The 20090-nt window shown below is 74.3% G+C and carries 20 protein-coding genes; 12 read left to right on the top strand and 8 right to left on the bottom strand.

Annotated features, from left to right (window positions below):
* Positions 1-285 precede the first annotated feature (285 nt).
* Genes AB0A69_RS09315 through AB0A69_RS09300 form a run of 4 tightly spaced genes read left to right on the top strand, consistent with a single transcriptional unit; the run spans position 286 to position 3766 of the window.
* Positions 286-1647, top strand: coding sequence for an MFS transporter (locus tag AB0A69_RS09315; RefSeq protein ID WP_361417375.1), 1362 nt, complete (start codon positions 286-288; stop codon positions 1645-1647).
* Between the two features lie 27 nt (positions 1648-1674).
* A complete protein-coding gene (locus AB0A69_RS09310; RefSeq protein ID WP_361417372.1) occupies positions 1675-2160 on the top strand; it encodes a DUF2771 domain-containing protein in 486 nt (161 codons plus the stop codon).
* Positions 2161-2177: 17 nt separating this feature from the next.
* On the top strand, positions 2178-2936 hold the full coding sequence (locus AB0A69_RS09305) for a futalosine hydrolase (protein WP_361417370.1): 759 nt from the start codon (positions 2178-2180) through the stop codon (positions 2934-2936).
* 2 nt (positions 2937-2938) lie between these two features.
* The gene (locus tag AB0A69_RS09300; RefSeq protein WP_361418420.1) at positions 2939-3766 is read left to right on the top strand and encodes a 1,4-dihydroxy-6-naphthoate synthase; all 828 of its coding nucleotides are present in this window, start codon (positions 2939-2941) and stop codon (positions 3764-3766) included.
* A 3-nt stretch (positions 3767-3769) separates the two neighbouring features.
* Here the strand turns inward: AB0A69_RS09300 and AB0A69_RS09295 are convergent, their stop codons facing one another.
* Positions 3770-4153, bottom strand: coding sequence for a cold-shock protein (locus AB0A69_RS09295; RefSeq protein ID WP_361417367.1), 384 nt, complete (start codon positions 4151-4153; stop codon positions 3770-3772).
* Between the two features lie 160 nt (positions 4154-4313).
* Between AB0A69_RS09295 and AB0A69_RS09290 the strand changes: the two genes are divergently transcribed.
* Positions 4314-4586, top strand: coding sequence for a hypothetical protein (locus AB0A69_RS09290; RefSeq protein WP_361417364.1), 273 nt, complete (start codon positions 4314-4316; stop codon positions 4584-4586).
* Here the strand turns inward: AB0A69_RS09290 and AB0A69_RS09285 are convergent.
* The gene (locus AB0A69_RS09285; RefSeq protein ID WP_361417361.1) at positions 4541-5218 is read right to left on the bottom strand and encodes a haloacid dehalogenase-like hydrolase; all 678 of its coding nucleotides are present in this window, start codon (positions 5216-5218) and stop codon (positions 4541-4543) included. The genes AB0A69_RS09290 and AB0A69_RS09285 overlap by 46 nt on opposite strands.
* Positions 5219-5266: 48 nt before the next feature.
* Positions 5267-6187, bottom strand: coding sequence for a hypothetical protein (locus AB0A69_RS09280; RefSeq protein WP_361417358.1), 921 nt, complete (start codon positions 6185-6187; stop codon positions 5267-5269).
* A gap of 41 nt (positions 6188-6228) precedes the next feature.
* Here AB0A69_RS09280 and AB0A69_RS09275 point away from each other — a divergent pair, with 41 nt between their 5' ends.
* Positions 6229-8919, top strand: a complete 2691-nt coding sequence (locus tag AB0A69_RS09275; protein WP_361417355.1) for a helicase C-terminal domain-containing protein — start codon at positions 6229-6231, stop codon at positions 8917-8919.
* Positions 8920-9135: 216 nt separating this feature from the next.
* On the top strand, positions 9136-9273 hold the full coding sequence (locus AB0A69_RS09270) for a hypothetical protein (RefSeq protein ID WP_361417352.1): 138 nt from the start codon (positions 9136-9138) through the stop codon (positions 9271-9273).
* 9 nt (positions 9274-9282) lie between these two features.
* On the opposite strand, the gene AB0A69_RS09265 is transcribed toward AB0A69_RS09270, so the two are convergent.
* Entirely contained in the window at positions 9283-9669 is a 387-nt protein-coding gene (locus AB0A69_RS09265) for a hypothetical protein (protein WP_361417349.1), read from the bottom strand.
* Between the two features lie 174 nt (positions 9670-9843).
* Between AB0A69_RS09265 and AB0A69_RS09260 the strand changes: the two genes are divergently transcribed.
* Complete coding sequence (locus tag AB0A69_RS09260) at positions 9844-11514, top strand: DNA repair helicase XPB (RefSeq protein ID WP_361417346.1); 1671 nt, start codon at positions 9844-9846, stop codon at positions 11512-11514.
* Here AB0A69_RS09260 and AB0A69_RS09255 read toward each other — a convergent pair.
* On the bottom strand, positions 11501-11677 hold the full coding sequence (locus tag AB0A69_RS09255; RefSeq protein ID WP_361417343.1) for a hypothetical protein: 177 nt from the start codon (positions 11675-11677) through the stop codon (positions 11501-11503). The two genes, AB0A69_RS09260 and AB0A69_RS09255, sit on opposite strands and share 14 nt — an antisense overlap.
* Positions 11678-11957: 280 nt before the next feature.
* On the opposite strand from AB0A69_RS09255, the gene AB0A69_RS09250 reads away from it, so the two are divergent.
* A complete protein-coding gene (locus AB0A69_RS09250; RefSeq protein WP_361418417.1) occupies positions 11958-14003 on the top strand; it encodes a UvrD-helicase domain-containing protein in 2046 nt (681 codons plus the stop codon).
* Between the two features lie 282 nt (positions 14004-14285).
* Here AB0A69_RS09250 and AB0A69_RS09245 read toward each other — a convergent pair whose 3' ends face one another.
* Positions 14286-14987 carry a copper homeostasis protein CutC gene (locus AB0A69_RS09245; protein ID WP_361417340.1) on the bottom strand — a complete coding sequence of 234 codons (702 nt, stop codon included), beginning with the start codon at positions 14985-14987 and terminating at the stop codon, positions 14286-14288.
* Between the two features lie 50 nt (positions 14988-15037).
* Entirely contained in the window at positions 15038-15892 is an 855-nt protein-coding gene (locus tag AB0A69_RS09240) for a hypothetical protein (protein WP_361417337.1), read from the bottom strand.
* Between the two features lie 182 nt (positions 15893-16074).
* Here AB0A69_RS09240 and AB0A69_RS09235 point away from each other — a divergent pair, with 182 nt between their 5' ends.
* Positions 16075-18342, top strand: a complete 2268-nt coding sequence (locus tag AB0A69_RS09235) for a heavy metal translocating P-type ATPase (RefSeq protein ID WP_361417334.1) — start codon at positions 16075-16077, stop codon at positions 18340-18342.
* A gap of 136 nt (positions 18343-18478) precedes the next feature.
* Complete coding sequence (locus AB0A69_RS09230; protein WP_361417331.1) at positions 18479-18622, top strand: hypothetical protein; 144 nt, start codon at positions 18479-18481, stop codon at positions 18620-18622.
* Positions 18623-18650: 28 nt separating this feature from the next.
* Here the strand turns inward: AB0A69_RS09230 and AB0A69_RS09225 are convergent, their stop codons facing one another.
* Complete coding sequence (locus AB0A69_RS09225; RefSeq protein ID WP_361417328.1) at positions 18651-19310, bottom strand: maleylpyruvate isomerase family mycothiol-dependent enzyme; 660 nt, start codon at positions 19308-19310, stop codon at positions 18651-18653.
* Positions 19311-19379: 69 nt separating this feature from the next.
* Here AB0A69_RS09225 and AB0A69_RS09220 point away from each other — a divergent pair, with 69 nt between their 5' ends.
* Positions 19380-20057 (top strand): hypothetical protein, encoded by a 678-nt coding sequence (locus AB0A69_RS09220; protein ID WP_361417325.1) that lies wholly within the window; start codon positions 19380-19382, stop codon positions 20055-20057.
* Positions 20058-20090 lie beyond the last annotated feature (33 nt).

Here is a 20090-nt window from a genome sequence, read left to right as displayed (position 1 = left end):
CGCTTCTCTCCTACGCCGTCTCACAGATGCGCCGGCCGAGTCGCGATGTTGGGCGGCGGGCGGAGCGGACCGGGGGGCCGCATCGACGTCCGCGCCCGACGTTTCCGTTTCCCGGGCACACCTATCGTCATCCATTCTGCGGGATGCCGAAGAGGCGCGCGGCCGAGAACAGCCGCCGGTGGCGCGCTACGCACGCTACCCCCTCCACAGCCCGCCGCCCACCTGCCCGCCCCAAGTAGCCGTCATACCGGTTCACCGAAGTGGCACGTGGGGCACTATGACGGGGTGGCAGCCGCGAGGTCGTCCTCCGACGCGTCCGACGGTGCCGGGCCGCTCCGCAGGGCGGCCGGGCGGATCGGCCGTGCGCTGCACCTGCCCATCACGGGCACGGCGCGCGGCATCCGGCGCGCCACGCACGCGCAGGGCGCGGGTGAATCGGGCCTCGGCAAACTGATCGAGCTGCACGCCCTCAACGGCGCCGGTGACGTCATGATCACCGTCGCGCTCGCCTCCACCGTCTTCTTCTCCGTGCCGACCGACGAGGCGCGCGGCCGCGTCGCGCTGTACCTCGCCATCACCATGGCGCCGTTCACGCTCCTCGCCCCCGTCATCGGCCCGCTCCTCGACCGCGTCCCGCACGGCCGCCGCGCGGCGATGGCGGGCGCGATGCTCACCCGCGCCGTGCTCGCGCTCACCATGTCCGGCGCCGTCGCCACCGGCGGGCTGGAGCTCTACCCGGCCGCCCTCGGCGTGCTCGTCGCGTCGAAGGCGTACGGAGTCGTCCGCAGCGCCGTCGTGCCGCGCCTGCTCCCACCGCGCTTCTCGCTGGTGAAGGCGAACTCGCGGGTGACGCTGGCGGGCCTGCTGGCGACGGGTGTCGCCGCGCCCGTCGGCGCCGGGCTCCAGTTCATCGGTCCGCAGTGGCCGCTGTACGGGGCGTGCGTGCTCTTCGTCGGAGGAACGTTCCTGGCGCTGTCGATGCCGCACAAGGTGGACTCGGCGCGCGGCGAGCGCAAGGCGCACATCCTGACCCACGGCGAGCGCAAGCCCAGCCTGCGCACGGTCGGGCCGTCCGTCCTGCACGGCCTCCAGGCGAACGCCGCGCACCGCGCGCTCTCCGGCTTCCTGATCTTCTTCCTCGCGTTCCTGCTGCGCGAGCACCCGCTGTCCGGGCAGAGCGCGGCCGTCTCGCTCGGCATCGTCGGCGTCGCGGCGGGCGTCGGCAACGCCTGCGGCACCGCGATCGGCGCCTGGCTGCGGGCCCGCGCGCCCGAGGTGATCGTCGCCACCATGCTGACGCTGGCGCTCACCGCGGCGGTCGTCGCCGCCGTGTTCTTCGGCGGTGTCGCGGTGGCGGTCCTCGGGGCGGTCGCCGGCCTGTCGCAGGCCCTGTCGAAGCTGTCGCTCGACGCGATGATCCAGCGTGACGTGCCCGAGGTGGTGCGTACGTCGGCGTTCGCCCGCTCCGAGACGCTGCTCCAGATGGCGTGGGTGGTCGGCGGCGCCATCGGCATCGCCCTGCCGCTCAACGGCTCCCTGGGCATGTCGGTCGCCGCGGCGATCCTCGCGGCGGGCGCGCTGATCACGGTCCGGGGCCTGCTGTCGGCGGCCCGGCACGGCGGCACGCCGCACCCCCGCGTGGCGTGATGCGGGGTGGCGTATAGCCTTCGAGCCATGACCGTTGCGTTCATTTCCGGTAGGGCCCGCCGGGCCGGCGTCGCTCTCGGTGCCGTCTCCGCGGGACTCCTCGTCCTCTCCGCCTGCGGCGAAAAGCCGACCCCGCTCGCGACCGTGACGGTCGGGTCCGACTCCGTACACGCCGAGGCGACCTGCTACAACGACGGGAAGCCGATCAAGGAGTCGGAGATCCAGAAGTGCCTGGACAAGAAGTCCGGCAAGACCATCGAGGTCGCTCTGGACGACCGGATCCGCTTCGGCGTGGACCCGGAGATCGCCGAGAACGGCTGGACGCTCTTCATCGGCGGCCAGCAGGCCGAGCAGGAGCCCTTCAAGAAGACGTACCGGACGATTCCGGCGAACGCCTTCCTGTCGGGACAGGCCGGCGAGACGACGAACACCGCCCAGATCAGCATCGTCGAGACGACCGGCAAGAAGCTGACGGGCATCTGGCACTTCGAGCTGAAGAAGGCCACGTCCTGACGCTGCGCTTCCTCGTCGTGACGGCGGTCCCGGCGGAGGCCGAGGCCGTCACGCGCGGCCTGGCGGGCTTCGCCCCGCCGGGCCCGCCGCGCCGCCTGCGCTCCGGCCACACGGTGTCCCACACGCGGTGGGGCGGCCTGTACGGCGTCCCGGCGCCGGGAGCCGCGGGTACGACGGTGCCCGACGTCCTCGTGGACGTCGTGGCCGCCGGGGTCGGACCCGCGGCCGCCGCCGTGGGCGCCACCAGCGCGCTGGCCTCCGCCCCGTACGCGTACGACCTCGTCGTCTCCGCCGGGATCGGCGGCGGCTTCCCGCCGCACGCGCCGCTCGGCGCCGTCGTCGTGTCCGACGCGATCGTCGCCGCCGACCTCGGGGCCGACACGCCCGGGGGCTACCTCACCGTCGAGGAGCTCGGCTTCGGGCGCTCCGTACACCGGCCGCCCGCCGAGGTGACCGGCCGCATCGCCGCCGCCCTGCAGGCGGGCGGGCAGCGGCACGTCGTCGCGCCCGTCCTCACCGTGTCGACGGTGACCGGCACCGCCGACCGCACCGCCGAGCTGGTCGCCCGCCACCCGAGGGCCGCCGCGGAGGCGATGGAGGGCTTCGGCGTCGCCGAGGCCGCCGCCGCGCACGGCGTCCCGGTCGTCGAGCTCCGCGCCGTCTCCAACACCGTCGGCCCGCGCGACCGCGCCGCCTGGCAGATCGGCCGGGCGATGGACTCCCTGCGGTACGCCTTCGAACTGATCGCCACCACCGTCTTCCTGGAGGACCTGTGAGGATCGCGTACTCGCCCTGCCCGAACGACACCTTCGTCTTCCACGCCTGGGCCCACGGCCTCGTCCCCGGCGCGCCGCCGCTGGACGTCACCTTCGCGGACATCGACGTCACCAACGGCATGGCGGAGCGCGGCGAGCTGGACGTCCTCAAGGTGTCGTACGCCGTGCTGCCGTGGGTGCTGGACGAGTACGCCCTGCTGCCGTGCGGCGGCGCGCTGGGCCGGGGCTGCGGGCCCCTGGTCCTCACGCGCGAGCCGGAGGCGGACTTGACCGGCAAGACGGTCGCGGTGCCGAGCGAGCGCTCGACGGCGTACCTGCTGTTCCGCCTCTGGGCGGCGGACGTCGTCCCCGCGGGCGTCGGCGAGGTCGTGGTGATGCCGTTCCACGAGATCATGCCGGCCGTACGGGACGGCAAGGTCGACGCGGGGCTCGTCATCCACGAGGCCCGCTTCACCTACCAGGACTACGGGCTCCACCGCCTCGCCGACATGGGCGAGCACTGGGAGTCCACGACGGGCCTGCCCATCCCGCTCGGCGCGATCATCGCCAAGCGCTCCCTGGGCGCGGACACGCTGCGGCTGCTCGCCGAGTCGGCGCGGACGTCGGTCCGGATGGCCTGGGACGACCCGGAGGCGTCGCGCGCGTACGTACGCGCACACGCCCAGGAGATGGACCCGGCGGTAGCCGATCAGCACATCGGCCTGTACGTCAACGAGTTCACGGCCGGCCTCGGCGAGGACGGCTACGCGGCGGTGCGGGGCCTGCTGACCCGCGCGGCGGCCGAGGGGCTGGTCCCGCCCCTCGGCCCGGACGCGCTGTCGTTCGTCTGAGCTCTACACGTCCAGCTGGTCGGCGACCGCCCGCAGCAGGCCCGCGATCTTCTTGCCGTGGGCCTTGTCGGGGTAGCGGCCCCGCTCCAGCATCGGGGTGATGTTCTCCAGGAGCGTCGTCAGGTCCTGGACGATCGACGCCAGCTCGTCCGGCTTGCGCCGCTGCGCGGCCGCCACCGACGGCGTCGGGTCCAGGACGATCACGGAAAGCGCCTGGTCGCCACGCTGGCCCGCCACGACGCCGAATTCCACACGCTGGCCGGGCTTGAGGGCGTCCACCCCGGCAGGGAGCACCGACGAGTGCACGAAGACGTCGCCGCCGTCGTCGCGGGAGAGAAAGCCGAAGCCCTTCTCGCTGTTGAACCACTTGACCTTGCCGGTAGGCACGTCTGTCCTCGTCCTCGTACTCGATCTGGCGCCATGAAATGGCTCTGGATAGCACTACAGCGGGTCGCCAGGACCCGCCGAACATCAAGGCTAATGGTCCGTGGCCTGGTGACAAGACGTCTCTGGTTTGTTCCTCCGGCCGGGGAACTACCCTGGCCGAATGCGTAGTGAAACCCCTGCGAGCAGCGCCGCCCCCGGTGACGGCCTCGTCCGCGCCGGCGGGATCGTCTTCATCGTCGGCGCCATCGCCACCCTGGTCACGGTCGCGCCCCTCTTCCTGGGCACGGACCCCTTCCCCCCGGTGGCGTACGCCGTGTGCATGCTGATGGGCGTCGGTTTCGTCATCGCCGCGGCGGGGGTGCTGCGCTCGATCGCGGCGCAGCGCCGTCAGGCGAAGTCGGCCGCCGAGCCGACCGCCAAGCCCGCCCTGTAGGCCTCCCACCAGGCAGGAAAGGCCGTCAGGTCGTCCAGGACGACGTCCGCGCCGGCCGCCCGCAGCTCCTCGGCCCCGCAGGGGCCGGTGGGTACGGAGACGGCGAGCGCCCCCGCCGTGCGGGCGCCGCGTACGTCGCCGGTGTGGTCCCCGACGTACACGCTCGCGCCGTGCTCGCGCAGCGCCTCGGCCTTGGCCTCCGCCCACAGCCAGCCGATGACCGCGTCGGCTTCGATGCCGAGGTGGGTGAGGTGGAGTTCGGCGTTCGGCTGGTGCTTGGCGGTCACCACGATGGCCCGCCCGCCCGCCGCGCGAACGGCTTGAATCGCATCCCTCGCGCCCGGCATCGCGAGCGTCGGCTCGATCGCGTACGCGGGGTAGAGCGCGCGGTAGCGGTCCGCCATCTCCTGGACCCGGTCCGCCGGGAACCAGTGCGCCAGCTCCAGCTCGAGCGGCGGCCCGAGACGGGTGACGGCCAGGTCGGCGTCTATCCAGACGCCGGTCTCGGCGGAGAGCGCCCGGTAGGCGGCGTGGATGCCGGGGCGGGAGTCGATCAGCGTCATGTCGAGGTCGAAGCCGACGGTGAGCGGGGCGGCGAGCGGGGCGTTCGGGTCTGCGGGCATGGGGGCCATTGTGCCGGGCGGCGGCTTCCGGCCACCCGACGCTTTACGGGGCGGGGTTCAGGCGCGGCGCGAGCGCCAGGCCAGGAACAGCGCCGACGCGAGTGCCGCGCCCCGCACCACCCAGGGCCACGTCTCCGACACCGCCTCCCCCATCGCGCCCGCAGCGAGCGGCTCGCCCCAGCGTCCCTCCGTCCGCCCCCACAGCCACACCGCCGCGCCCGCCGCCACCAGCCCCGGCAGCCACATGACCGCCCACTTCGCCTCCGTACGGCTCAGGCGCCGTGAGCCGTACGCGAGGAGCCAGCCGCCGGCGAGCGGGTACCAGGAGCCGAGGACCGCGCCGACGAGGAGCAGCGCGGCGGCGAGCAGCAGGAACGGGTTGCGGATCCGCGCCGGGGCCTTCACCGGCACGGCCGCGGCTGCGGGCGCGGCTGCTGCGGGTGCCGCTTCCGGCGGCGTACGGCGGCGCAGGCGGAGGCGCGGGAGGCGGCGGGCCTTCGCCGCGGCGTCGGAGGCTTCCGGCGCTTCCGGGTCCTCCGTGCCCTCCGGGGCGTCAGGGTCCTCGGGGTCCTCGGGCGCCGGGGGCTTCAGCATCTCCGGGATCTCGACGCCGCCGTGGAAGCCCGCCGGTACGTCCTCCACGCGCCACCAGTCCGGCTGGACGTCGCCCGACCCCACCTCGTCCGTGCCCGCCAGGTGCGGACTGCCGGCCGGGTCCGGCGTCTTCGCCGTGCGCTGCGGCGGCACGGACAGCTGCCCCGAGGACGCCGCCGCCACCACTTCGTCCGGCGTGCCGAGGCGCGTCAGGATCCGCCGCACCGCCTCCGGGCTGTCGCTCTTCGCCCGCCGCTGCTCGATCTCGCCGCGCAGCGACGCCACGAGCCTCATCCGCGCCTGGGAGGGCAGCTGTTGCCGCTGGGCCAGGTCACCGACCCGGCTCAGGTAGTCGAAGACCAGTTGGTCGCTCTCGATCCCCACGTCCCGACGTTAGCGTGCGCGCAGGGGCTAACGTGGTCCGGATGGGGACCGATGGCAACGAAGGCAAGGGCGTCACGGCGGCTCCGCGCACCCTCGCGGAGGCGCTCCGCGCACGCGGTGACGAGGGACTGGCCGTGCTGCTGCGCGCCCGGCCGGATCTGCTCGTGCCCGTACCGAACGACCTGACCCAGCTCGCCACGCGCGCCGGTACGCGCGCCTCGGTCGTCCGCGCGCTGGAACGGCTGGACCGGTTCGCGCTGCAGACGGCGGAGGCGCTGGCGGTGGCGCCGGACCCGGCGCCGTACTCCGTGCTGCTCGCCCTCATGGCGGGCGACGAGGGCGACCCGGCCGTCGAGGCGGCGCTGCCGGGCGCGGTCGGGCTGCTGCGCGACCAGGCCCTGGTGTGGGGCGACGACGAGCGGCTGCGACTGGTGCGTACGGCCCGGGAGTTGCTCGCGCCGTCGTCGCAGCACGCGTCGCCCACCGGGCTCGGCCCGACGGTCGCGGAGGCGACGGCGGGGATGTCCCCGGGCCGGCTCCAGGAGATCCTCGCGGCGGCCGGCCTGCCGACGACACACGATCCGGTGTCGGCGGTGGCGGCGTTGACGGCGTTGTTCACCGACCGGGAGCGGATGGGTGCCCTGCTGGACACGGCCCCGATGGAGGCGCTGGCGGTGCTGGACCGCCTGGTGTGGGGGCCGCCGTACGGCGAGATCACGCCGAACCCCGCGCCGCCGGTGCGGTGGCTGCGGGAGCGGGGGCTGCTGCTTCCGGCGACCGCGCGCACGGTGGTGCTGCCGCGCGAGGCGGCGCTGCACCTGCGCGGGGGGCGGGCGCACCGTACGCCGGAGCCGGTGCCGCCGGCGGTCGCGGCGGCGAGGGAAAACCGTCCACAGGTTGTGGACAGTACGGCGGCCGGTCAGGCGTACACGGCGCTGGCGACCGTCGAGGAGCTGCTGAAGGAGTGGAACGAGGGCGGTCCGGCCGTGCTGCGCGCGGGCGGCCTCTCGGTACGGGACCTGAAGAGGACGGCCGTCGCGCTGGACGTGTCGGAGCCGATGGCCGCCTTCTGGGTGGAGCTCGCGTACGCGGCCGGGCTCATCGCCTCGGACGGCGAGGCCGACGAGCGGTACGCGCCGACGCCCGCGTTCGACGAGTGGCTGGACCTGCCGGCCCCCGAGCGGTGGGGGCGGCTGCTGGCGGCGTGGCTGCCCGCGACGCGGACGCCGGGCCTGGTCGGCGGCCAGGACGCGAAGGGCCGTACGCTCTCGGCGCTCGGCCCCGACCTGGACCGGGGCGCGGCCCCGGAGGTACGCCGCCGGGTCCTGGCCCTGCTGGCGGAACTCCCGGCCGGGGCGTCCCCGGACCCGGACACCCTGCTGGCCCGGTTGCGCTGGGAACGCCCGCTGCGCGGCGCGGCCGCGTCGGGGACGGACCTGCGCGCCCGGCTGGCGCGGTGGACCCTGTCGGAGGCGGAGCTGCTGGGCGTGACGGGCCGGGGAGCGCTGTCCACGCACGGCCGGGCGCTGCTGCCGGAGGCCGTGCCTCCGGCTCCGGGTGAGGCGTCGGATGCCGGGCAGCCCGCCGGAGGAGCGGGAGCGCCGGGCACGGGAGCGGGCGCGCCGGCTGCGGAGGTACCGGGCACGGGAGCGCCGGGCGCCGCAGGCGCCGGGGCCTCGCAGCACGCCGGGGCCTCGCAGCACGCCGGGCACGGCGTCGCCACCGAGAACGGGGTCTCCGTCGCGGAGGCCGCCGCCGGGGCCGTGCGGGCCGCCGCGCTGCTCGCGCCGCTGCTGCCCGAGCCCGTGGACCACGTACTGCTCCAGGCGGACCTCACCGCCGTCGCCCCCGGCCCCCTCCAGCGACCCCTCGCCGACATGCTCGCCGTGATCGCGGACGTCGAGTCCAAGGGCGGTGCCACCGTGTACCGCTTCACGCCCGCCTCCGTGCGCCGCGCGCTCGACTCCGGGCAGGCGGCGGCCGACCTGCACGCCTTCCTCGCCGCACACTCCCGCACGCCGGTCCCGCAGCCGCTCGCGTACCTCATCGACGACGTCGCCCGCCGCCACGGCCACCTGCGCGTCGGCGCCGCCTCCGCCTACGTACGCTGCGACGACGACGCCGTCCTCGGCGAGATCCTCGCCGACAAGCGGTCGGCGTCCCTGCGGCTGCGGCGCCTCGCGCCCACGGTGCTGGCCGCGCAGGCCGACCCGGCGGCGCTGCTGGAGGGCCTGCGGTCCATGGGCTTCGCGCCGGCCGCCGAGTCGGCGGAGGGGGACGTGCTGGTCACCCGCGCCCACGCCCGCCGCACCCCGCCCCGGACGCCGCCCGCGCCGGTCCCGGACGGCCCGCCGGTGCCGGACGCCACGCTGCTCGGCGCGGCCGTGCGGGCCATCCGCGCCGGTGACCAGGCCTCGTCGGTGGTGCGCAAGGACACCACGGACCAGGTCGAGGGCGAGGACGGGGCCCTGGGCCGGGAGGGGCACGGCGGCGGACTGCCCCGCACCTCCGCCGCCGAGACCCTCGCCACCGTCCAGGCCGCCGCCATGACCGGCTCCGCCGTCTGGATCGGTTACGTCAACGCCGACGGCGCCGCCAGCCAGCGCGTCATCGCGCCCGTACGGGTCGAGGGCGGCTTCGTCACGGCGTACGACCACACGGCGGACGAAGTCCGCACGTATCCGCTGCACCGCATCACGGGTGTGGCGGAGGTGGCGGAGGACCAGCTCTGACCGTTTGAACGGTCCGGCGCCGATCATGCACCGGGCCGGTCGGATTACCACTCCGGGGTGAGCGAATCCGCACCCCCGGGGGACTTTCCGCATCCTCTCGGCGTGGCACGGGCAGCCACGGGGCGGTCCCGCTCCTCAGCCCAGCCCTCTGCGACCGGTCCCCACCGACGTCCGACCGGTGCGGGCCCGGCCGCTGTCCCCGTGAAAGGACCCGCCGTGTTCCGTCGCCTCACCCTCGCCCTGACCGCCGTGACCGTCTTCCTCGCCGTCGCCGGGACGGTGCTCCCGCCCATCAGCGGCCCGCTGAGCGACCTGCAGATCGAGGGGCCCTTGATCCAGAGCATCATGCTCTGACCGCGGCGGTCAGGCCGTCACGTTGCCGGTCAGGAGCATGACGAAGAAGACGATCAGCGCCAGGGGCGTGAGGAGCGCCATGTACGCCGCGCTGAGGAGGCACCCGGCCGCCCCCAGCCCGATCCGCGCGCCCCGCCCGGCCGTCGTACGGTCGACGAACCAGCTCGCCGCCACCATCCCCAGCGGCACCAGGTAGCCGAGGGCGAAGGGGTTCCACTCCCCGCCCTCCCGCAGCGGGGCCGAGCACACGACCGCCAACACCACGGCGAGAACCGTCGCGACCAGCGGCGGCACCCACCAGTGCCGGTCGTACGGAGCCCGCGCCGCCGCGGGCGCGGGGGCAGAGGGCAGCAGGTGGGGCGGGAAGGGGTTCGTGGCGGGGCGGCTTCGTCGCATGCCCCCATCCCACCGCCCCCACCCCGGCGGCCCCACCCGCGCCCGTACTCATCCGTGGCCGCGCGACTACTCACCCCGCTTCCTCCGCCGATGCGTAACACTGGATGTTTGGCCGGTCCCCAGACGGCGGCCAAAACCGCCAGGAACGCCAGGAACGCCAGGAAAGGGTGAGGCGTGAACGGACCACTGATCGTCCAGAGCGACAAGACACTCCTGCTCGAAGTCGACCACGAGCAGGCCGACGCGTGCCGACGCGCCATCGCGCCGTTCGCGGAGCTGGAGCGGGCCCCCGAGCACATCCACACCTACCGCCTGACGCCGCTCGGCCTGTGGAACGCCCGGGCCGCCGGGCACGACGCCGAGCAGGTCGTGGACGCGCTCGTCGAGTACTCGCGCTACCCCGTGCCGCACGCGCTGCTCGTGGACGTCGCCGAGACGATGGCCCGCTACGGGCGGCTGACGCTGGCCAAGCACCCCACGCACGGGCTCGTGCTGACCACCACCGACCGGCCGGTCCTGGAGGAGATCCTCCGGTCCAAGAAGGTCCAGCCGCTGGTCGGGGAGCGCATCGACCCCGACACCGTCGCCGTGCACCCCTCCGAGCGCGGGCAGATCAAGCAGACGCTGCTCAAGCTGGGCTGGCCCGCCGAGGACCACGCCGGTTACGTGGACGGCGAGGCGCACCGCATCGACCTGGACGAGAACGGCTGGGCCCTGCGCCCGTACCAGAAGCAGGCCGTCGAGGGCTTCTGGCACGGCGGCTCGGGCGTCGTCGTGCTGCCCTGCGGCGCGGGCAAGACGCTCGTCGGGGCCGGGGCCATGGCGCAGGCCAAGGCGACGACCCTGATCCTCGTCACCAACACGGTCTCGGCCCGCCAGTGGAAGCACGAGCTGGTGAAGCGGACCTCCCTCACCGAGGACGAGATCGGCGAGTACAGCGGCACCCGCAAGGAGATCCGGCCCGTCACCATCGCCACCTACCAGGTGCTGACGACGAAGCGGAAGGGCGTCTACCCCCACCTGGAGCTCTTCGACTCCCGCGACTGGGGCCTGATCCTCTACGACGAGGTGCACCTGCTGCCGGCGCCCGTGTTCAAGTTCACCGCCGACCTCCAGGCGCGCCGCCGCCTCGGTCTGACGGCGACGCTCGTCCGCGAGGACGGGCGCGAGTCGGACGTGTTCTCGCTGATCGGGCCCAAGCGGTTCGACGCGCCGTGGAAGGAGATCGAGGCGCAGGGCTACATCGCGCCCGCCGACTGCGTCGAGGTGCGCGTCAACCTCACCGACTCCGAGCGGCTGGCGTACGCGACCGCCGAGACGGAGGAGAAGTACCGCTTCTGCGCGACCACCGCGACGAAGCGGAAGGTGACGGAGGCGCTGGTCGAGAAGCACCGGGGCCAGCAGACGCTGGTGATCGGCCAGTACATCGACCAGCTCGACGAGCTGGGCGAACACCTGGACGCGCCGGTCATCAAGGGCGAGACGTCGAACGCGCAGCGCGAGAAGCTCTTCGACGCGTTCCGGAACGGCGAGCTGAGCGTGCTGGTGGTGTCGAAGGTCGCCAACTTCTCCATCGACCTGCCCGAGGCGACGGTCGCCATCCAGGTGTCCGGCACCTTCGGCTCCCGCCAGGAGGAGGCCCAGCGCCTGGGCCGGGTCCTGCGGCCGAAGGCCGACGGGCACAAGGCCACCTTCTACTCGGTGGTCGCCCGGGACACCATCGACCAGGACTTCGCGGCGCACCGGCAGCGGTTCCTCGCGGAGCAGGGGTACGCGTACCGGATCGTCGACTCCGACGAGCTGCTGCGGGACCGCGACGCGGACCCCGACCTCAGCGGCGCCTGACGCCCGCCGCCGCTTTCGCCTCCGCCTCCTCGGTGTACTCGCCGAGGAGGACGACCTCCAGCGCCGCCGTCGTGAAGACCCTGACCGCGCGCAGGGCGTTGCCGAGGCGGCCGGAGGGGGCGGGCCGGCCGTGGGCACCGGGGATGTGCGTGACTGTGGTCATGTGTCCAGGATCCTTCCCGTACGGGCGCGGCACATCGGTCCGCAGAGCGAACCCGGCCGCCGCCCGCGTACGACTCCAGGCATACGGCGTCCCCTACGGGTCTTAGGGGCGACTCGGCGCCCGGCCCGTCCGCCCGGTCCCGTAATTCGGTGGAGGGCCGCCCGGCCGGTGGCTAGACTCCTCCGCCTTGCCCGCCTCCCGTTCGTGGAGCGCCGCCGTCCGGTCGGCAACCGGACGGCCCCGCCGTACCACCACCCGTACGACCGACGGAGGCTCCGCCGTGCCCGCCGACCTGCCCGGCTCCCCTGATCCCGACCCGCTCGCCCGCGAACGGGCCCACCTCGCCGCCTCCCGCGCCGCCCTGCGCGCGATGCGCGAGGACGTCGAGGCGCTCGACATCACCGACGTGACCGCGAACTGGGTCAACGCCGCCGTCCTGGAGGCGCAGATCGAACAGCGCATCACGGCGCTGGCGGACCTCTCGCACACCCCGCTGTTCTTCGGGCGGCTGGACTACCTTGCCACGACCCAGGAGGGGCAGCGCTTCTACATCGGGCGGCGGCACGTCCACGACGGGGACGGCGACCCGATGGTCGTCGACTGGCGTGCGCCGGTGTCGCAGCCGTTCTACCGCGCGTCCAAGAAGGACCCGCAGGACGTGGGGCTGCGGCGCCGCTTCGGTTACACGGGCGGCGAACTCACCGCGTACGAGGACGAGCGCCTCTCCGACCCCGACGAGGCCGAGCGCACCTCGAAGCTGCTGCAGGCGGAGATCGAGCGCCCGCGCGTCGGGCCGATGCGGGACATCGTCGCGACGATCCAGCCGGAGCAGGACGAGATCGTACGGTCCGGGCTCGGCGGCACGGTCTGCGTGCAGGGCGGTCCCGGCACGGGCAAGACGGCCGTCGGCCTGCACCGGGTGGCCTACCTGCTGTACGCGCACCGGGAGCGGCTCGCCCGCACGGGCACCCTGGTCATCGGGCCGAACCGTTCCTTCCTCCACTACATCGAGCAGGTGCTGCCCGCGCTCGGCGAGCTGGAGGTGCAGCAGACCACGGTCGACGACCTGGTCGCCACGCGCGTCGAGGTGCGGGGCGTCGACGACGCGGCGGCCGCCGTGGTGAAGGGCGACGCCCGGATGGCGGAGGTGCTGCGGCGCGCGCTGTACGCGCACGTCACGCTGCCGACCGAGCCGCTGATGGTCGTGCGCGGCTCCCGGCGCTGGCGCGTCCCCGCGTACGAACTCGAGGAGATGGTGCGCGAGTTGCTGGACCGCGGCATCCGTTACGGCGCCGCCCGCGAGGCCCTCCCGCAGCGGATCGCCCACGCGGTGCTGGTCCGCATGGAACAGGCGGGCGAGGCCCCGGACGACCGCGTGCAGAACGCGGTGGCGCGCAACGCCGCCGTCAAGGCCGTGGTCAAGGAGGTGTGGCCGCCGGTCGAGCCGGCGAAACTGGTGTACCGGCTGCTGTCCGACGCGGAGTTCCTCGCCGCGCACGCGGACGGCCTGCTGTCCGCCGAGGAGCAGAAGGCCGTCCTGTGGCCGAAGCCGCCGCGCTCGGTGAAGTCCGCGACGTGGTCGGCGGCGGACGCGGTCCTCGTCGACGAGGCCGCCGACCTCGTGGAGCGCACGCACTCCCTGGGCCATGTGGTGCTCGACGAGGCCCAGGACCTGTCGCCCATGCAGTACCGCGCGGTCGGGCGCCGCTGCACGACCGGCTCCGCGACGGTTCTCGGCGACCTCGCGCAGGGCACCACCCCGTGGGCCACGGCGAGTTGGGCCGACGCCCTGCGGCACCTCGGCAAGACGGATGCGGCCGTGGAGGAGCTGACGGCCGGCTTCCGCGTGCCCCGCGAGGTGATCGCGTACGCGTCCCGGCTCCTGCCGCACATCGCGCCGGACCTCGCGGAGGTCCGGTCGGTCCGCGAGGCACCGGGCTCCCTGGAGGTCGTCCGGCACGCGCCGGACGCGACGCCCGCGGTCGTGTCGGCGTGCCTCTCCGCCCTGGAGCACGAGGGCTCGATCGGCCTCATCGCGGCGGACGCCCGCCTCGAACCACTGGCCCGCGCGCTGACCGAGGCGGGCCTCTCCTACCTGGCCCCCGGCGAGGAGACCACGCCCGAGTCCCGCCTCACCCTGGTCCCGGCCTCGCTGGCGAAGGGCCTCGAGTACGACTACGTCGTCCTCGACGAGCCCTCGGCCATCGTCGACGCCGAACCCGACGAACGCACGGGCCTGCGCCGCCTGTACGTCTCCCTGACCCGCGCGGTCTCGGGCCTGACGGCGGTCCACGCGGCGGACCTGCCGGCGCAGCTGGCGGGCTGAGCGGGGGCCTTGGTTGCCGCCGGGTGCGTACCGGGCGGGTGCCGGGGGTTCCGGTGGGGGGTGGCCGGACTCTCGTTCACCGCGCTTCGCGCGAGTTCAGTCGTCTTACGTCCGACCACCCCCCACGCTCCACCCCCGACCCCCTCACGCGGGTGGTCGTTTCCGCCGCCGGCGCGTGCGTCCCCCGGTGGGCGCCCCAAGGCCGTTTCCTCGCCCCACCCGAGCCTCCCTCGCCCACCCGGGAGCGCCCCGGCACAGCCCTTCGCGGCGCGAAACCGCTGCCTACGCCCCCGCGTCCAGCGCCGCCCGCCACTCCCGTACCGCCGCCTGCGACACCGGCGCCGACCACCCCGCCGGTCGCGCCGCCCCGCCGATGTGGAAGCCCGTCACCCCGCCCGCCAGCAGCGCCGGGACGTGCTCCAGCTGCAGCCCGCCGCCCACCAGGAGCCTCGGCGCGTAGCCGGGCTCGCCGCGCCGGGCCGCCGCCGCCTCGGCCAGCAGGGTCGGCAGGCCCTCGTCGACGCCCGCCGCCGAGCCGGCGGTCAGGTACGTGTCGAGGCCCGGCAGGTCCGCGAGCTGCTTGCGCGCGGCGTCTCGGTCGGCTGCCCGGTCGAGCGCCCGGTGGAAGGTCCACCGGCACCCCTCCAGCTCCGCGACCAGCCGCTCCACGGCGACGAGGTCCACGTGCCCGGCGGCGTCCAGGAAGCCCAGGACGAACTCGTCCGCGCCCTCCGCGCGCATCTCGCGCGCCACCCGCACCAGCGCGTCGACGTCGCCCGCCGCGAAGCCGTCCGCGAGGCGCAGCATCACGCGCAGCGGGATGTCGACGGCGGCGCGGATCCGGCCGTAGGTCTCGCGGGACGGCGTGAGCCCGTCCGCGGCCATGTCCGTGACCAGTTCGAGGCGGTCCGCGCCGCCCGCCCGGGCGGCGATCGCGTCCTCCGCGTCGAGCGCGATCACCTCCAGAAGTGCACGATCGCTCACGCTCACTGGGACTCCATTCCTCGATAGACAGGTCTAGTCCATTGGTCAGCCTAATGCGCGTGCACCGTGAAAGCAGCCGTACGCACTTTCCCCTCGTGCCGGAAGTCGAGGAAGAGCCGGTACGACCCCGAGCTCGGCGCCGTCGCCGTGAACGACACCTCCGGACCGGCCGGCCCCTCGTGCGGGTGGACGTGGAGGTACGCGAGGTCACCGGCGCGCAGCGCGACGAGGTGGCCGTACGCGCCCAGGTAGGGCTGGAGGTCCGACACGGGTACGCCACCGCGGCTGACGCGCAGCGTCAGTTCGGCGGGCCGGCCCGGTACGGGGGTCCCCCGCAGTTCGACGCGGTAGCCGTCGACCTCGGCGACGCGGCTCGCGGCGGGGAGTGCCGCCGGGCGGTACGCCCCCGCGACGGCGAGGTCGGCCCCGAGGGTCAGGCCCTCTCCCCCGGCGGGCGTGAAGTCGGCGAAGGCGCGGTAGTCGCCGGCCTTCGGCAGCCGCACCGGCACGGACCAGGTGCCGTCGGCGCCGCGCACCGGGTGGAGGTGCCGGTACACGGTGAGGTCCCGCGAGGCGACGATGAGGTGGAGCTCCTTGCCGTGTTCTCGCTCGTACGCGGTGACCTTGCGGCCGCGGGCGTCCGTGATCGCGAAGCGCAGCTCGGCAGGCGCGTCCGCCGTGAGCGCCGCCGGCTCCAGGGCGAGGGTGTACCCGGCCTCGGAGACCTGGAGCCCCGCAGGCGCGGACGCCGCTCCACCGGCCGGGGCCTCCGCGTGCCCCCCGTGGGCGGCGGGCGCGGCGGCGGGCGCGACCACCGGGTCGACACCCTTGCCGACCCCGTACGCCGTACCGAACGTCGCGGCGAGCGCTGCCGCGAAAGCGGTGATCTTCACTCCGGTGTTCATGACCGACTCCTTGATACGGGTCCGAGATCTGCCTGACACCCACCACTAGATACCCCCTGGGGGTATGAAGTCAAGGCGGGTGAGCACTTGCGCACCGATACCCACCCTGGGTATACATGGAGTCGCACAGCCAGTACCCCCCAGGGGTATAGCGGAAGCCCACGACAAGGAGCGGCAGCGGGATGAGCACCCCCACCACCACGACGGCCCACATCGAGCTCGCCATCGGCGGCATGACCTGCGCCTCCTGCGCCGCCCGCATCGAGAAGAAGCTGAACCGCATGGACGGCGTCGAGGCGACCGTCAACTACGCCACCGAGAAGGCCAAGGTCACCTACCGCGGCGACGACGTCTCCGTACAGGACCTCATCGCCACCGTCGAGGCCACCGGCTACACCGCGCACGAGCCCGCGCCGCCCCCGACGGCGCCCGCCACCGCCGGGGGCCCGCCGTCCCGGGAGCAGGAGGAGGACGACGAACTGCGCCCGCTGCGGCAGCGCCTGCTCACGGCCGTCACCCTCTCCCTCCCGGTCATCGCGATGGCGATGGTCCCGGCCCTCCAGATCCCGTACTGGCAGTGGCTCTCGCTCACCCTCGCCGCGCCCGTCGTCACGTACGCCGCCTGGCCCTTCCACCGCGCCGCCTGGAAGAACGCGCGGCACGGCGCCGCGACGATGGACACGCTCATCTCGGTCGGTACGTCGGCGGCGTTCCTGTGGTCGCTGTGGGCGCTGTTCTTCGGTACGGCCGGGACGCCCGGCATGACCCACGCCTTCGAGTTCACCATCGCCCGCAGCGACGGCGCCGGGAACATCTACCTGGAGGCCGCCGCCGGCGTCACCGCCTTCATCCTCGCCGGGCGCTACTTCGAGGCCCGCTCGAAGCGGAAGGCGGGCGCGGCGCTCAAGGCCCTGCTGGAGCTGGGCGCGAAGGAGGTCACGGTCCTGCGGGACGGCCGGGAGGTCCTCATCGCGACGGCCGACCTCCAGGCCGGGGACCGCTTCCTGGTCCGGCCCGGCGAGAAGATCGCCACGGACGGCACGGTCGTGGAGGGTTCCTCCGCCGTCGACGCGTCGATGCTCACCGGCGAGTCCGTCCCCGTCGAGGTCGGCGTCGGTGACGCCGTGACGGGCGCGACGATCAACGCCGGCGGCCGGCTCGTCGTCGAGGCCACCCGCGTCGGCGCCGACACCCAACTGGCGCGGATGGCCCGGCTCGTGGAGGACGCGCAGAACGGCAAGGCGGCCGCGCAGCGCCTCGCCGACCGCATCTCGGCGGTCTTCGTCCCCGTCGTCATCGGTCTCGCGCTCGCCACGCTCGGCTTCTGGCTCGGCAACGGCGCCGGCCTCACGGCCGCCTTCACCGCCGCCGTGGCCGTACTGATCATCGCCTGCCCCTGCGCCCTGGGCCTCGCGACCCCGACGGCCCTGATGGTCGGTACGGGCCGGGGCGCCCAGCTCGGCATCCTCATCAAGGGCCCGGAGGTCCTGGAGACGACCCGCACGGTGGACACCATCGTCCTGGACAAGACCGGCACGGTGACCACCGGGAAGATGACGCTGCTGGCCGCCCACACCGCCGAGGGCACCGAGGAGCACGAGGTGCTGCGGCTGGCGGGCGCGCTGGAGCACGCCTCCGAGCACCCCGTCGCCCAGGCCGTCGCCGCCGGCGCCACCGCCAGGGCGGGTGCACTCCCGACGCCCGAGGACTTCGCGAACGTCCCCGGTCTCGGCGTCCAGGGCATCGTCGAGGGCCACGCGGTCCTGGTCGGCCGCGAGCAGCTGCTCGCCGACTGGTCCATCGCCCTCCCGGCCGGGCTCAAGCGGGCGAAGGAGGCGGCGGAGGCGGCCGGCCGCACGGCCATCGCCGTGGCGTGGGACGGCGAGGCGCGCGCGGTCCTGGAGGTCGCGGACGCCGTGAAGGAGACCAGCCCGGAGGCGATCCGACGGCTGCGCGCGCTGGGTCTGACCCCGATCCTGCTCACCGGCGACAACCGCGCGGTCGCGGAGGCGGTCGCCGCCGAGGTCGGCATCGACGAGGTGATCGCCGAGGTCATGCCGGAGGACAAGGTGGAGGTGGTCAAGCGCCTCCAGGCCGAGGGCCGTTCGGTGGCCATGGTCGGCGACGGCGTCAACGACGCGGCCGCCCTCGCCCAGGCCGACCTGGGGCTCGCCATGGGCACGGGCACGGACGCCGCCATCGAGGCGGGCGACCTCACCCTCGTACGCGGCGACCTGCGCGCGGCGGCGGACGCGATCCGCCTCTCCCGCAAGACCCTCGGCACGATCCGCTCCAACCTCTTCTGGGCCTTCGCCTACAACGTCGCCGCCCTGCCCCTGGCCGCCGCCGGCCTGCTCAACCCGATGATCGCCGGCGCGGCCATGGCCTTCTCCTCGGTCTTCGTCGTCGGCAACAGCCTGCGGCTGCGCGGTTTCAAGGCCGCGTCGTAACCACCCCGGAGCGGGGCCACGGGCCTCGGACCTGCCGCTACTTGGCCAGGTCCGAGGCCCGTCGGAACGGGAGTTGACCTTCAATGCTCAGCAGGGGGACGGACCCGGTCCCCACCCACTCCGGGAGTGCATCGCGATGAGACGGAACTTGGCCGCGAAGGGCTCACTCGGCGGCTCGCTGAGCGCCGACGGGCGGTACGTCACGCTCGTCTCGGACTCGACCGACCTCGTACCGGGCGACACCAACGCCTCCACGGACGTCTTCGTACGCGTCCGCTGAGCCCCTGGGGCCCCTGAGTTTTCAGGGCCTACCCGAACAGCACCAGCTCCGCCTCCCGCACGCCCGCCAGGTCGTAGCGGGTGCCCGTCAGGGGCCGGGCCGCGTACAGCCGGATCAGCGTGGAGGCGGGCCCCAGGTACCGCGCCGGCGGGTGCTCACCCGTCGCCGCGCCCAGCAGCACCGGCTCGTCCACGTCGTCGAGGTCCGCGTGGAGCGGCGGCGTGGCACGGGCGCGGGTCACCGCGGCGAGCAGATCCAGCGCCGGGGCGAGACCCGCGCCCGCGTACGCCCCCGGCTCCCCGAGTGCCTCGCGCACGTCACCGGCGTGCACCCACTCCCCGAAGGCGATCCCGTCGAGCCGCCCGTCGGCCGCCTTCGCGATGACCGGCCCGGCCTCGGTCATGCCGCGCTCCAGCTCGTCGACGACCTCCGCGTTCGACAGCCCGGCGCGCTCCTCGATGTCCCGTTCGTTGGCCTCGGGGCTGAAGACGCCCTCCTCGAACCGGTTCTCCACGACGCGCGTCAGCGCCGCCGCACAGTGCGCGAGCACATGCCGCACCGTCCAGCCGGGACAGCAGGTGCGGACGGCGAACGCCTCGTCAGGAAGCTTGTGGAGAAAGGGGATCAGGGCGTCGCGCTCGGTACGCAGCAACAGCCCGGGCAGCTCTGGATCACGTACGTCGGTCATGGCCCCAGCAAACCGCCCACCGCGCCCCACGGCAACCACGCGACGGCACGCCACCGGCACAATGACCTCATGGCCGCACCCTCCGCACCCCGCCACCCCGCCCACGACGACCTGCGCGAACGCTGGGCGTCGGCCGTACTCGTCGCCCGCGGCACCGACGACTGCATGCCGTCTCCCCACCGCTACGCGGACGACCTCCTCGCCCGCTGGGCCGAGCCGCAGCGCCGCTACCACACCACCGACCACCTGATCGCGGTCCTCGACCGGATCGACGAGCTGGCCGGGTACGCCGACGACGCCGACCTCGTCCGCCTCGCCGCCTGGTTCCACGACGCCGTCTACCTCCCCGAGCGCTCCACCAACGAGGAGCGCAGCGCCCGCCTCGCCGAGCGCGCGCTGCCGGAGCTCGGCATCGACGAGGCCCGTACGCGGGAGGTCGCGCGGCTCGTCCGCCTGACGATCACCCACGACCCCGCCGAGGCCGACCGCAACGGCGAGGTCCTCTGCGACGCGGACCTCGCGGTCCTGGCCGCCGCCCCGGAGCGGTACGCGGCGTACGCGGCGGCGGTACGGGAGGAGTACGGCTTCGTCCCCGACGACGCCTTCCGCGAGGGCCGCGCGGCGGTGCTGCGCCAGCTGCTCGGGCTGCCGCACCTCTTCCGCACGCCGCACGGCCGCCGGGAGTGGGAGGAGCGGGCGCGCCAGAACCTGACGACGGAGCTGTCCCTCCTGGAGACAGGAATGTAAGCCGCGTCAGGGGCGTTGGACCCTGTCATGCCG

Origin of the sequence: Streptomyces sp. NPDC045431 (assembly GCF_040646655.1) — a bacterium.
Classification (GTDB): domain Bacteria; phylum Actinomycetota; class Actinomycetes; order Streptomycetales; family Streptomycetaceae; genus Streptomyces.
This window is presented reverse-complemented; position numbering and strand designations above follow the sequence as displayed.